Source organism: Nocardia albiluteola, assembly GCF_018860155.1.
GTDB classification, from domain to species: domain Bacteria; phylum Actinomycetota; class Actinomycetes; order Mycobacteriales; family Mycobacteriaceae; genus Nocardia; species Nocardia albiluteola.
The window spans coordinates 96,806-109,794 of the sequence record NZ_JAHKNI010000002.1 but is presented as its reverse complement, the minus strand read 5'-3'; the positions used below and the strand labels follow the sequence as shown (position 1 = coordinate 109,794).

General features: G+C 68.5%; 14 protein-coding genes. 6 read left to right on the top strand and 8 right to left on the bottom strand.

Going from position 1 to position 12,989, the window contains the following annotated elements; translation table 11 throughout:
* Positions 1–37: 37 nt before the first annotated feature.
* Positions 38–1,123 carry a substrate-binding domain-containing protein gene (locus KO481_RS06495; protein ID WP_215916094.1) on the top strand — a complete coding sequence of 362 codons (1,086 nt, stop codon included), beginning with the start codon at positions 38–40 and terminating at the stop codon, positions 1,121–1,123.
* Positions 1,124–1,135: 12 nt separating this feature from the next.
* Here KO481_RS06495 and purQ read toward each other — a convergent pair whose 3' ends face one another.
* Entirely contained in the window at positions 1,136–1,813 is a 678-nt protein-coding gene (purQ, locus tag KO481_RS06490) for a phosphoribosylformylglycinamidine synthase subunit PurQ (RefSeq protein ID WP_215916093.1), read from the bottom strand.
* Positions 1,813–2,046, bottom strand: coding sequence for a phosphoribosylformylglycinamidine synthase subunit PurS (gene purS, locus KO481_RS06485; protein WP_215916092.1), 234 nt, complete (start codon positions 2,044–2,046; stop codon positions 1,813–1,815). The genes purQ and purS overlap by 1 nt, the downstream gene beginning before the upstream one ends.
* A 141-nt stretch (positions 2,047–2,187) precedes the next feature.
* Between purS and KO481_RS06480 the strand changes: the two genes are divergently transcribed.
* Complete coding sequence (locus tag KO481_RS06480; protein ID WP_215916091.1) at positions 2,188–2,832, top strand: MBL fold metallo-hydrolase; 645 nt, start codon at positions 2,188–2,190, stop codon at positions 2,830–2,832.
* Between the two features lie 64 nt (positions 2,833–2,896).
* On the opposite strand, the gene KO481_RS06475 is transcribed toward KO481_RS06480, so the two are convergent.
* Complete coding sequence (locus KO481_RS06475) at positions 2,897–4,267, bottom strand: dipeptidase (protein WP_215916090.1); 1,371 nt, start codon at positions 4,265–4,267, stop codon at positions 2,897–2,899.
* A gap of 358 nt (positions 4,268–4,625) precedes the next feature.
* On the opposite strand from KO481_RS06475, the gene gad reads away from it, so the two are divergent.
* Positions 4,626–6,041, top strand: coding sequence for a glutamate decarboxylase (gene gad / locus KO481_RS06470; protein WP_215916089.1), 1,416 nt, complete (start codon positions 4,626–4,628; stop codon positions 6,039–6,041).
* Positions 6,042–6,190: 149 nt separating this feature from the next.
* Here gad and KO481_RS06465 read toward each other — a convergent pair whose 3' ends face one another.
* Positions 6,191–6,892 carry a DUF2334 domain-containing protein gene (locus tag KO481_RS06465; RefSeq protein WP_215916088.1) on the bottom strand — a complete coding sequence of 234 codons (702 nt, stop codon included), beginning with the start codon at positions 6,890–6,892 and terminating at the stop codon, positions 6,191–6,193.
* Between the two features lie 177 nt (positions 6,893–7,069).
* Here KO481_RS06465 and KO481_RS06460 point away from each other — a divergent pair, with 177 nt between their 5' ends.
* Both KO481_RS06460 and KO481_RS06455 read left to right on the top strand, forming a co-directional pair.
* Positions 7,070–7,363 carry a hypothetical protein gene (locus tag KO481_RS06460; RefSeq protein ID WP_215916087.1) on the top strand — a complete coding sequence of 98 codons (294 nt, stop codon included), beginning with the start codon at positions 7,070–7,072 and terminating at the stop codon, positions 7,361–7,363.
* Between the two features lie 110 nt (positions 7,364–7,473).
* Positions 7,474–7,767, top strand: coding sequence for a hypothetical protein (locus KO481_RS06455; RefSeq protein ID WP_215916086.1), 294 nt, complete (start codon positions 7,474–7,476; stop codon positions 7,765–7,767).
* Between the two features lie 117 nt (positions 7,768–7,884).
* Here KO481_RS06455 and KO481_RS06450 read toward each other — a convergent pair whose 3' ends face one another.
* Positions 7,885–10,059, bottom strand: a complete 2,175-nt coding sequence (locus KO481_RS06450; protein ID WP_215916085.1) for a S9 family peptidase — start codon at positions 10,057–10,059, stop codon at positions 7,885–7,887.
* A gap of 147 nt (positions 10,060–10,206) precedes the next feature.
* On the bottom strand, positions 10,207–10,419 hold the full coding sequence (locus KO481_RS06445; RefSeq protein WP_215916084.1) for a hypothetical protein: 213 nt from the start codon (positions 10,417–10,419) through the stop codon (positions 10,207–10,209).
* 348 nt (positions 10,420–10,767) lie between these two features.
* On the opposite strand from KO481_RS06445, the gene KO481_RS06440 reads away from it, so the two are divergent.
* The gene (locus tag KO481_RS06440; RefSeq protein WP_215916083.1) at positions 10,768–10,980 is read left to right on the top strand and encodes a DUF397 domain-containing protein; all 213 of its coding nucleotides are present in this window, start codon (positions 10,768–10,770) and stop codon (positions 10,978–10,980) included.
* Positions 10,981–11,062: 82 nt separating this feature from the next.
* On the opposite strand, the gene KO481_RS06435 is transcribed toward KO481_RS06440, so the two are convergent.
* A complete protein-coding gene (locus tag KO481_RS06435) occupies positions 11,063–11,500 on the bottom strand; it encodes an HIT family protein (RefSeq protein ID WP_215916082.1) in 438 nt (145 codons plus the stop codon).
* 46 nt (positions 11,501–11,546) lie between these two features.
* Positions 11,547–12,968, bottom strand: a complete 1,422-nt coding sequence (gene purB / locus KO481_RS06430) for an adenylosuccinate lyase (RefSeq protein WP_215916081.1) — start codon at positions 12,966–12,968, stop codon at positions 11,547–11,549.
* Positions 12,969–12,989: the final 21 nt, after the last annotated feature.

Below are 12,989 nucleotides of genomic sequence, written 5' to 3'. Positions count from 1 at the left end.
CCATCATTTAAAACTAGGACGAGAAGAAGGGTACCGAATGTTGCCGTTCCATGAACGTCCAGACGATGTGATAGAAGTCCTCAATATCGTCCCTCTCCAGGGGTCGGGCGGGATTGTGGCTCCGTCGTGCGAGGCGGCCGTGGCCCTGGCCGTGGCGGAGATCAACGGCAGCGCCGGCATCCTCGGCCGCGAGGTCCGGGTCACCACCATCGACGGCGGGCGCGCCCCGCACGAGGTGGCCGCGGAGGTCTCGGCCCTGCTGGCCACCGGCATGATCGACGCGATCACCGGGTGGCACATCTCCGCGGTCCGGCGGGCGGTCGCCCGCGCCGCCGACGGCCGCGTTCCCTACCTGTTCGCGACCACGCACGAGGACCTGCCCGACGAGCCGCCCGGCGTGCTGATGATCGGCGAGAGCCCCGCCGGGCACATCCTGCCCGCGATGGACTGGCTGCACCGGCAGTACGGCACGCGGCGCTGGGCGATCATCGGCAACGACTACATCTGGCCGCTGGCGACGGCGCGCGCGGTGAAGGCCGCGCACCCCGGCGCGATCACCCTCGAGCAGTACGTGCCCTTGGGGACAACGGATTTCAGCGATTTCCTGAACGATCCGCGGTTCGCCGCGGCCGACGGCATCGTGCTGCTGCTGGTCGGCACCGACGTGGTGCGCTTCAACCAGCAGTTCGCCCGGACCGGCCGCGCCGCCCAACAGGTCCGGGTGAGCCCCGCGATCGACGAGACCTGCCTGCTCGCGGCAGGCCCCGCGGCCAGCGAGAACCTGTATGTGGCCTCGGCCTTCTTCCCGGACGGGCCCGGCGATCCGGACCTGATGGCGCGCTATCACCGGCTGCACGGCCAATTCGCGCCTCAGCTCACCTATTTCGGCAACACCAGCTATCAGGCGATGCACATGCTGCGCTCGATGTCGCAGGCCCTGGGCTCCCTCGATGTGTCCCGGATGCAAGCCGCCCTCATCGACGGACTGACCCTGGAGGCCCCGTCGGGCGCACGAACCTTCCGCGACAACCACGCGATGCTGGACAGCGGGTTCATCGCCCACGCCGAGGGTGTGAATCTGCGCATCATCGACACGCTGAATCCCGCGGCCCGGCACCTCTAGCCCGGGGCGGGCCTAGGCCGCGACGAGCGTGTCCACGACCGACAGGAACATGCCCAGGCCGTCGTCGCTGGGACCGGTCAGGGGTTCGGTGGCGTGCTCGGGATGCGGCATCAGGCCGACGATGCGGCCGTTCGCCGAGGCGATTCCCGCGATGTTGCGCTGCGAACCGTTCGGGTTGTCGCCCGTGTAGCGGAACACCACCCGGCCCTCGCCCTCGAGCTCGTCCAGCACTGGCTGCGAGGCCTGGTAGCGGCCCTCGGCGTTCTTGACCGGAATCAGGATCTGCGCACCCGGTTCGTAGCGGGCGGTCCAGGCGGTGTTCGCCGCCTCCACGCTCAGCCACTGATCGCGGCAAACGAAGTGCAGGCCCTCGTTGCGGGTCAGCGCGCCGGGCAACAGGCCCGCCTCGCACAGCACCTGGAAGCCGTTGCAGATGCCGAGGGTCGGCATGCCCTTACCGGCGGCCTCCACGACCTTGCCCATCACCGGGGCGAATCGGGCGATGGCCCCGGCGCGCAGGTAGTCGCCGTAGGAGAAGCCGCCGGGCACGATCACCGCGTCGACGCCCTTGAGGTCGGCGTCGGCGTGCCACAGGCTGACCGCCTCGGCGCCGGCCAGGCGCACCGCGCGGGCGGCATCCACATCGTCGAGGGTGCCGGGGAAGGTGATGACACCGATGCGCACAGACATCAGAGCCGCACCACTTTCCAGTCCTCGATCACAGTGTTGGCCAGCAGCGCCTCGGCGATCTTCTCGAGCTCCACATCGCTGACACTGTCGTCGATGTCGAGTTCGAATCGCTTGCCCTGCCGCACATCCGAGACGCCGGGGAAACCAAGACGCCCGAGTGCACCGACGATGGCCTGACCCTGCGGATCCAGGATCTCGGCCTTCGGCATCACCTCGACCACGACTCGTGCCACGCGTTTGCTCCTCACGCTGGTGGGGGGTTACCTGGTCAGCGTAGTTGGCCCCGGTCGAGCGCGTGCCGCCGGGGCCGGGGCGATTTCGGGGCATCGGCCGTCTCGCGCGCGGGCGTGCACGGCAGGGGATACCGTGGGCACATGCGCATAGCCCATTTCGGTCATTCCTGCGTTCTGGTCGAGATCGACGGGGTGAAGATCCTGTTCGATCCGGGCAATTTCTCGCACGGGTTCGAGGGCATCACCGGCCTGGATGCGATCGCGGTCACGCATCAGCATCCCGATCACATCGATCCGAACCGGATCGAGCAGCTGATCGAGAAGAATCCGCAGGCGCGGCTGCTCAGCGATCCGCAGACCGCCCGCCTGCGCGACGAGCCCTGGGAGGGCGTGCGCGCCGGGCAGATTCTGACGATCGGCGGGGTGCAGATCACCGGCGGCGGCGGACGGCACGCGGTGATCCATCCCGAGATTCCCGTCATCGACAACACCGTCTTCCAGCTGGGCACCCCCGACGACCCGGCGCGGTTCGTGCATCCGGGCGATTCGCTGTGGGTCCCGTCCACCCCGGTCGGCGTGCTGGCGCTGCCCGCGGCCGCGCCGTGGATGCGGATCAGCGAGGCCGTGGACTATCTGCGTGCGGTCGCGCCGCGCACCGCGCTGCCGATCCACTACGGCATCATCGAGCCCGCCGCCCAGGGGATCTACTTCGGCCGCCTCAACGAAATGCGGCCCGCCGATACGGAATTCAAGCTCATCGAGCCCGAGGACAGCGCCGAGCTCTGAGCGGCGCTGCCGAACCCGCACTCCCGGAACGCCTTCGGCCGGGATTTTCGCCGCGGCGGCGAGGCTATATGCCGTACGAGGCCAGGAACAGCGCCTCGGTCAGGGCCATGTGTTCGATCTCGGTGGGGTCCACGCTCTCGTTGGGAGCGTGGATGAGGCATGTGGGCTCCTCGACGCCGATCAGCATGATCTCCGCGTCCGGGTAGGTGTCGGCGAAGACGTTGCACAGCGGGATGGAACCGCCCTGTCCCTGCGTGGTGGCGGCGCGGCCGTAGGACGCGGCGAAGGCCGCCTCCATCGCCGCACGGGCCGGGCCGCCGGTGCCGGAGCGGAACGGCGAGCCGGTCGCCTCAGTCTCCACGCTCACCCGCGCATGCCAGGGCGCGTGCGATTCCAGGTGTGCGGTCAGGGCTTCGAGTGCCTGCGCGGGATCCACGCCCGGCGGGATGCGCAGATTCAGCCGCGCCCGCGCGGAGGCCTGGACGGCCGCCGAGGAGCCGACGACCTTCGGCGCGTCGATGCCCAGCACCGTCAGAGCCGATCGCGCCCAGACCATGTCGGAGACCGTCCCGTCGCCGAGCAGGTCGACGCCGTCGAGTACGCCCGCGTCCGCCCGGAACTGCTCGATCGGGTACTGCGCGCCGTCCCACACCTGATCGTTGGCCAGCCCGGCCACGGTGGTGTTGCCCTTTTCGTCGCGCAGCGTGGCCAGCAGGTGGATCATCGCGGCCAGCGCGTCGGGCGCGGGACCGCCGAACATGCCCGAATGCATCGGCCCGGCCAGGGTTTCCACGGAGACCAGCACATTCACAGTGCCGCGCAGGGTCTGGGTGAAGGTCGGCACGCCGACGGCGAAGTTGCCGCAGTCGGCGATCACCAGCGCGTCGGCGCGCAGCAGCTCGACATTGCCGGGCACGAACTCCTCCAGGCCGCCGGTGCCCTGCTCCTCCGACCCCTCGGCCACCAGCGTGATCCCGACCGGATAGTCCTTGCCGCCCAGCATTTCCCGCAGCGCGCGCAGCGCGGTCAGGTGCATGACGATGTTGCCCTTGCAGTCGGCGGCGCCGCGTCCGTACCAGCGGCCGTCCCGCTCGGTGAGCTGCCACACCGGACTGTGCCAGGCGGCATCGTCGAGGGGAGGCTGAACGTCGTAGTGGCAGTAGAGCATTACCGTCGGTGCACCGGGCGGCGCCGGATGGCGGGCGACGACGGCCGCGCTGCCGTCCGGGGTTTCGTGCAGTCCGACGTCGGTGAGGCCCTCCGCGGCGAAGGCATCGGCCACCCACTGCGCGGCCCGCCGGCACTCCTCGGGCGGGAACTGCCGGGGATCGTGCACGGACCTGTACGAAACCAGTTCGGTCAGATCGGCTTTCGCCCTGGGCATCAGCGCTCTCACCTGCGCGCGCAGCGCGGCGGTCCGGGAATCGTCGGTCATATCGCCCTCTACTTTCGTATGGTGTCGCCCAGCTTCAACGTATCCAGCTGCCGAAGATAGGCGGGCAGATGGTCCGGACAGTAGGTCGCGATCAGAACACGGAAAGTCGCCCCGATGAGGATCCACGCGCGCCAGGTCCGGAATGTAGCTGGCGACCTTGCCCTCGCCCACGTGTGGTTTTGTGGTGGACATCACTTGCTCTATGAGATGCTGATAGTCCATGACGTAAACTTTAATCACTTGGCAAACACAGGACCTGGTCGAATACGTAAGTACTGCAACCAGTTTCGATATCTGCGAAACTGGTATCGATTATGTAGCAAACATTTGCTGCAAGTACGCTCACCAGGAGAGAATGATGCCCCACCCATCCGATGCCGACGACCTTTTCGCGCTGCCCCAGATTGAAGGCGGCGCCCCGAAGGGCGGATTCCCCCACCCCGAGATGCTCCCGACTGTCGCCTATCAGCTCGTGCATGACGAATTGCTGCTCGACGGCGTGTCCCGGATGAACCTCGCCACGTTCTGCACCACCTGGGTCGATGATCAGGCCCGCCGGCTGATGAACGAATCGCTCGACAAGAACATCGTCGACAAGGACGAATACCCGCAGACCGCCGAGCTCGAGACCCGCTGCGTGCGGATGCTCGCGGACCTGTGGCACTCCCCCGATCCGGCCGGGACGCGCGGCACCTCGACGACCGGTTCCAGCGAGGCCGCGATGCTCGGCGGGCTGGCCGCGAAATTCCGCTGGCGTGCCAAGGGCGGCAAGGGCATCCCGAATTTCGTCTGCGGCCCAGTGCAGGTGTGCTGGGAGAAATTCGCGCGCTATTTCGACGTCGAAATCCGCCAGGTGCCGCTGCGCGGCGATCGGCTGACGATGCATCCGGACGATCTGGCCACCTACTGCGACGAGAACACCATCATGGTCGTGCCGACCTTCGGCCAGACCTTCACCGGCCTGTTCGAGGACGTCGCGGGCATCAGCAACGCCCTGGACGAGTTGCAGGCCAAGACCGGGCTGGACATTCCGATCCACGTCGACGCGGCCAGCGGCGGATTTCTCGCGCCGTTCACCGCGCCGGAGCTGGTCTGGGATTTCCGGCTGCCGCGGGTGAAGTCGATCAACGCCTCGGGCCACAAGACGGGCCTGGCGCCGCTGGGCGTGGGCTGGGCCATCTGGCGCGAGGCCACCGATCTGCCCGACGAGCTGGTCTTCAACGTCGACTACCTGGGCGGCAACATGGCCACCTTCAACCTGAACTTCTCCCGGCCCGGCGGGCAGGTCGTCACCTCGTACTACGAGTTCATCCGGCTCGGCCGGTTCGGGTTCACCCGGGTGCAGAGGGCGGTGTACGCGGTGGCCGAGCAGCTGGCCCGGGGCATCGAGAAGCTCGGGCCGTTCGAGCTTATCCACGCCGGCGATCCGCTCAAGGGCATCGCGGCGGTGTCGTGGCGGATGACCGGCGAGCAGACCTTCAACCTGTACGACCTGTCCGACCGGCTGCGCACCCGCGGCTGGCTGGTCGCGGCGTATCCGCTGCCCGCCGACCGCCAGGACGAGACGATCATGCGGGTGCTGGTCCGGCACGGATTCAGCTACGACATGGCCGATCTGCTGCTGGCCGACATGGTCCGCGCGCTCGAGCAGCTGGACAAGCACCCGCCGAGCACCTCGCTCACCCGCGAGGAGTCCGGCAGCTTCACCCACAGCGCCACCCCGAAGGTGTCCACGGCCGAGATACGCAAACGCCGAGCCAAGCGGTCCGCGTGACGGCCGGATCGGCCGATGCGCGCACGCCCGCGTCGAGCACAAGCTCGGCGCGGGCCGGGTCGCCCGGAGACGGTGCGGCGCAAGCAAATACGGCAGGCCGATCCGCCGTCAAGGCCGCGGCCCTGGGGCCCAGCGCCGATCCGTAGGGATCAGGCGGCGCGGACCGCCTGGAAGGGCTCCCAGTGGTAGACCTCGGGGACCGCGTTATGGAACAGGGCCAGGTCGATCGCGTCGATCATGGCCTGGCGCGGGCCGGAGCGGCCGAGCTGGGCGGCCGAGACGGCCAGGCGCAGCAGGCCGCCGCGACGAGCCGTGCGCGCGGCGCTCATCACCAGCGCGTGGCACCACCAGGGTTCGGCGCGGAAGCCCTCGCCGATGCCGTGCACCCACGCCCGCTGCGCCACATCGCGCTCGAGATCGTGGATCGCGGTCAGGCTCAGCGCCTGGCGGAAGCCGACCTCCGGCAGCGCGGCCATCGCGCCCTCGGAGGCGTTCCAGCGCGGCGCCGCGAACAGCCGGGTGCGCAGGCCCACCTGCTCCAGCACCCGGTCCGCGGCCACCAGCCGCAGCCGCGCCTCGTGCCGCGGCAGGGCGGCGAATTCGGCGCGGCGGCGCTTGGTGGCGGCCTGGTCGTAGCCGTGCAGCACGATGGCGTCGCCGCCCTCGCGGCGCTCGCGCAGCCAGTCCTGCGTGTGCGCGTCGTCGACGAGCCGGTACCGGCCCTTGAGCCGGGGCGCCACCAGCAGCGAGAGCGGGACCCCGCGCCTGTCCATCTCGGCGGCGAATTCCTGCGCCTGTGCCCTGGTGTTGTCCCGAATACCCGACACCGAGACGATCAGCTGACCACGCATGTCCGACTCCCCTGTCCTGCACCAGCAATAGTTCCACGGTGACCGCACGAGGTGTCGGCATCGTGCTGCCCGGGTGACGCCACGGCGAATTCGCGCTACCGAATCGGACCGTCCGGTGCGGACGGTACCTGGGGTTTCGGGTGTTCGGGCCGCGCGCGTTCACTTAGGATCGGACCGGTGAAGACGACCCTGTTGACCGCCCTTGCCGTGCCGTTCATGCTCGCCATACCCGTTGTGGCGCATGCCGATCCGAGCGGGCCGCCGTCGATCTTCACCCCGAAGCAGGAGTGCGATTCCACCAGGTCCATGGTGAATCTTGTGCACAAGCTGCGGCCGGACGCAAAGACATCGGACCAGATCGTCGATGCCTACAACCAGATTCTGATCCAGCAGGGATACCGGCCGCTCGTCGACATCGCCGGTATGAAGCAGTACACCAAGAACCACATGCAGAGCTGCAATATCCACTAGCTCGTCAACATCAACCAGCTCGCCCGGATGCCGTCGCCTGTGACGGACGGCACATTCGTTGATAACAACGTTCCCCCCGCTGAAGAGTGGTAGCAATACGCTCACGCCGCGTGAAGACTGCTCTCGTCACAGCCCTTGCCATTCCGCTCACGCTGCTCGCGCCCGCCCTCGCGCAGGCCCAGGGACCGATCCCCAATATCCACCCCACCCCCGACCAGATGTGCACCAGCACGCAGCAGATCGTGGACACCGTCCGCGCGAAGCAGCCCAACGCCACCCCCGAACAGATCGCCACCACCTACGACCAGATGATGGGCGCCAAGCTCCCGATCGTCTACCAGGCCTTCCAGGGCCAGCAGCACCAGCAGCTGCTCGAGCTGATCCACGCCTGCGGCATCAAGTAATACCCCAGGCGCCTTCGCAATCCCGGCGCGCCTTCGGCCGGGATATGCGGCGGCCGGAATGATGGGATGCCGTTGCTGGTGCGGCACGGCCCCAGCCGGGGCCGTGCCGCATCGGGCTCAGCGGTCGCCGACCCCGAGCGTGTCCAGCACCCAGGCGTATTCGAACGCCACTTCCTTCCACTTCTCGTAGCGCCCGCTCACACCGCCGTGGCCGGCGCTCATCTCCGTCTTCAGCAGCAGCTGCGCGTCACCGGTCGCGGTGGCGCGCAGCTTGGCGACCCACTTGGCCGGCTCGACGTACAGCACGCGGGTGTCGTTGATGCTGGTGATCGCCAGAATCGCCGGATAGTCCGTGGCACGGACGTTCTCATACGGCGAGTACGACTTCATGTACTCGTAGACCTCGGGATCCTCCAGCGGATTTCCCCACTCGTCCCATTCGATGACGGTCAGCGGCAGCGAGGGATCCAGGATCGAGGTCAGCGGGTCCACGAACGGCACATTGGCCAGGATTCCCGCGAACAGCTCGGGCGCCAGGTTCGCCACCGCACCCATGAGCAGCCCGCCCGCACTACCGCCGTCGGCGATCATGCGGTCGGGCGCGGTGACACCGGAGTCGATGAGATGCCGTGCGCAGGAGACGAAATCGGTGAAGGTGTTCTTCTTCGTCAGCGTCTTGCCGTGCTCGTACCACAGCCGCCCCATCTCGCCGCCACCGCGCACGTGCGCGATCGCGAACACCACGCCCCGATCCAGCAGCGACAGCCGCGAGACCGAGAAGCCGGGGTCGATGCTGGCCTCGTAGGAGCCGTATCCGTACAGCAGCAATGGATTCGGCGCATCCGCCGGAATGTCCTTGCGGCGCACCAGCGAGATCGGGATCCGGGTGCCGTCCGCGGCCACCGCCCAATCCCGGTGCTGCTCATAGTCGTTCGGGTCGTAGCCACCCAGGACCGCCTGCTCCTTGCGCAGCAGCAGCTCGCCGGTCGCGGGCACGTGGTCGAACACCTGCGTCGGAGTGATGAAGGAGGTCAGCACGATTCGCAGCGTTGGCTGCTCCCACTCAGGGTTCGCGCCGACGCCCGCGGAGAACAGCTCGAGCCCGAACTCGAGTTCGTGGAGCTCGCCGTAGCCCTGGGCGGTCAACGGCCACACCGCGACCCGGGGCAGCGCCCCGCGGCGATAGGACAGCACCAGATGGTCGGCGAAGCAGTCGATGTCCTCGAGCCGCACGTCGTCGCGGTGCCCGATGAGGGTCGTCATGGCCGCGACGTCGTCGACCGGAGCCTCGGCGAGCACGAAGTTCTCCGCCTTGACGCCCTCGACCACGTCGTTGTGCAGGATGAGGAATCGGTCCCGGCCGCCGATCACCGCGTGTTCGGCGGAGTACTCCACGCCCTCGCGCCGCGGCAGCAGCACGCGGAATTCGCCCTCGGGATCATCGGATTCGAGCACCCAGCCCTCGCTGGTGATCTTCGAACCCACCCAGATCATCAGATACTTCTCCGAGCGGGTGGCGCCGATGCTCACCCAGTACCGCTCGTCGGGCTCGTGGAAGACCCGCACGTCCTGGTCCTTCGGGGTACCCAGGCGGTGCCGCCACACGGTGTCGGGCCGCCAGGACTCGTCCACGGTCTGATAGAAGACGTGGGTGCCGTCCAGCGACCAGGTCGCGCCCGGGGCGGTGCCCGGGATCTCGTCGGCCAGGTTCTCGCCGGTCCGCAGATCCTTGAAGCGCAGGACGTAGCGCTCGTCGCCGGCGGTGTCCACCGAGTAGGCCAGCAGCATGCCGTCGTGGCTGATCGAGAACGCGCCCAGCGCGAAGAAGTCGTGGTCGCGGGCCAGCACATTGCTGTCCAGCAGCACCTGCTCGCCGGGAATCGTCTCGACGGCGTCGAGCACCGGCGGCGTCCAGTCGTCCGGCTTGTCGACCGCGCAGCGGCAGTGCACGCCGTACTGCTTGCCCTCGAAGCTGCGCGAGTAGTACCAGTAGTCGCCCATGCGGGTGGGCACCGACAGGTCGGTCTCCTGGGTGCGGGACTTGATCTCGTCGAAGATCTTCTCCCGCAGCGGCTGCTGATGCCCGGTTTCCGCCTCGGTGTAAGCGTTCTCCGCCTCGAGGTAGGCGACCACCTCGGGGTCTTCCTTCTCGCGCAACCACTCGTATTCGTCGACGAAAACGTCGCCGTGGTGCACGCGCTGTGCCGGGACCCGCTTCGCGATCGGCGGCGTCACCACGGACGCGAGGTCGGCGGCGGTCGGGGTCGGACCGGTACCACTGTCGAGAGCCATACGCTCCACCGTAGTGGGCGTGCGGCCGGACCCCGGAGCAGGTAGCCTATCCGGTCGCGCCCGATCCCACCCCATGGGTGCTGCCGGCGAAGCCGTCCCCAGACCGCGCACGGCCGGAGCGGATGCGGAGGTACGCCCAATGGGCGCTCAGGCGAGTCCCCCGGCCCGCGGGACCGATCGCCCCGGTGCATTCGCCGCGCCGCGGCCGACCCGGCGGGAATCGACCAAAAAGTACAGGGCGGCCTTGCGGCGCATGCATTGATCGGCGGGACAGCCGCGGTGGATGTGCAGAATGTTGTGGGCCTGCTCGACGGTTAGGTGCCGGGGCACTACCGCGCAACTGTCGAAGACGGGTGCCATGCGGTGCTCCATCCTTGGTCGTGCCGTGCCGTGCCATGCGGTGACGTTCGCGCCCCGGCTCGGAAGTCCGGCCGACGCCGTAAATCCGCCACAGTCATCGGGGTTTCCGTTACCGCGCGGGATAAACCATGAGAAATGCCCCAGTATGACGGCAAATACCGACGTCCGGGGCGGAAATTCATGATCGGGTAGCCGGGCCGCACGACGGCGCCGGATCCCGCCGCGGGGCCCGCGCACCGACTACTGTCTAGATCGAAGTCCCGGGGGAGCAACTGGATCATTCCGGCGAAAGCGACTCCCGCCTACCGGCTTTCGCCGTCGGACCCGATCGATCGCACAGGAGGATTTGTGGAAGCGAAGAACCGCGAGATCAACCCGGACGCCGTCTGGCACCGCAGCAGCGAGACCGGCGGCGTCGAGGTGGCGTTCCTGGCCACAGGCAACATCGGCCTGCGCGATGCGAAAAACCCCGACGGCCCGGTGCTGATCTTCACACCCGGCGAGTGGACCGCCTTCGTCGCCGGGGCCAAGGATGGGGAATTCAACCGTCCCGGGGCCTGAGGCTCAGGCTCCCAGGGCGGAACCCGCGGTGGGCCAGGAGGCGTGCAGGGCGTCCTGCCAGCTGGCGTTTCGCGAGCAATCCTCAGCTCGGCGGAACGGCCCGCCGCAGGACGCCGCGGATCGACGCCGCCAGGTAGTCCAGATCCGCGCGCGGCGGGGTGGTCGGGCGCGCGCGGACCCCGAAACCGTCGCCCGGCGTGCGCGGAATCACGTGCAGGTGTACATGAAAGACCTCCTGCCCGGCCGTAACGCCGTCGGCGAGAAAGAAATTCACGCCGTCACAGTTCACCTCGCTGGCCCGCAGCGCTGCCGCGAGCCGCTGCCCCACCCGGAACAGCGCGGCGCCGATCTCGGGATCCAGCTCGGACAGGCTGCGCGCCCGCACCTTCGGCACCACCAGCACGTGCCCGGGCGTCAGCGGGCGAATGTCCATGAACGCCAGCACATCCGAGTCCTCGTACACCTTGGAGGCGGGCGCCCGCCCGGCCACGATATCGGCGAAGATGGTGTAGGGATCCATGGTCGCCCAGCCTACGTCCGGCCGCGCGCCTCGTCGCGACGCAGCGTCAGAGGATGGGCGAGGGGGTGTAGCGAGCCGCCTCGGGGTGGGCGTCCACCAGCTTCTGGACCTGGGCGATCACGTCGGCCACCTGCGCCTGCGCGGCCCCGATGAACGCCGAGCGATCGGCGAGGGCCGCATCCAGGGCGGCGCGGTCCAGGGGCATGCGGTCGTCGGCGGCCAGGCGGTCCAGCAGATCGGGCTCGCGGCCCTGCTCACGCATCACCAGGGCGACGGCGACGGCATGCTCCTTGATGACCTCGTGCGCGGTTTCGCGGCCCACCCCCGCCCGCACCGCGGCCATCAGGATGCGGGTGGTGGCCAGGAACGGCAGGTAGCGGTTGAGCTCGCGCTCTATCACCGCCGGGTACGCGCCGAATTCGGCGAGCACCGTCAGGAAGGTCTCCAGCATGCCGTCGATGGCGAAGAACGCGTCCGGCAGCGCGACGCGGCGTACCACCGAACAGAACACGTCGCCCTCGTTCCATTGCGCCCCAGCCAGTTCCGCGGCCATCGAGGCGTAGCCGCGCAGCACCACCTGCAGGCCGTTGACCCGCTCGCAGGAGCGGGTGTTCATCTTGTGCGGCATCGCCGAGGAGCCCACCTGCCCGGGGGCGAAGCCCTCGGTCACCAGTTCGTGGCCCGCCATCAGGCGCACGGTGTGCGCGAAAGACGATGGGCCCGCGCCGATCTGGACCAGTGCGGAGAGCACGTCGTGATCCAGCGACCGGGGGTAGACCTGCCCCACACTGGTGAGCACGGAGGCAAATCCCAAGTGGCGCGCCACCTTCTGCTCCAGCTGCGCCAGCTTCGCCGCGTCCCCGCCGAGCAGATCGAGCATGTCCTGAGCGGTGCCCATCGGACCCTTGATGCCGCGCAAGGGATATCGGTCGATCAGCTCGCGCACCCGGGTCAGCGCGATCAGCACTTCGTCTGCGGCGGAGGCGAATCGCTTGCCGAGCGTGGTGGCCTGGGCGGCCACGTTGTGCGAGCGGCCGGCCATCACCAGCGCCTGGTATTCCGCGGCCCGCTCGGTCAATCGCGCGGCGACCGCGACACCGTGGGCGTAGACGTGCTCGAGGGAGAGCCTGATCTGCAGCTGCTCGACGTTCTCGGTGAGGTCGCGGCTGGTCATGCCCTTGTGGATGTGCTCATGACCGGCGAGGGCGTTGAACTCCTCGATGCGGGCCTTCACGTCGTGCCGGGTGACCCGCTCGCGCTCGGCGATCGAGGCTAGATCGACCTGCTCGAGCACCCGCTCGTAGTCCTGGACGACGCCCGCGGGCACGTCGATCCCGAGCTCGGCCTGCGCCCGCAGCACCTCCAGCCACAGCCGGCGCTCGAGCACGATCTTGTGCTCGGGCGACCACAGCCGCACCAATTCGGGGCTGGCATAGCGGGTGGCGAGGACGTTAGGAACAAGGCTCACATCTGGTTAGTCTACGGATCG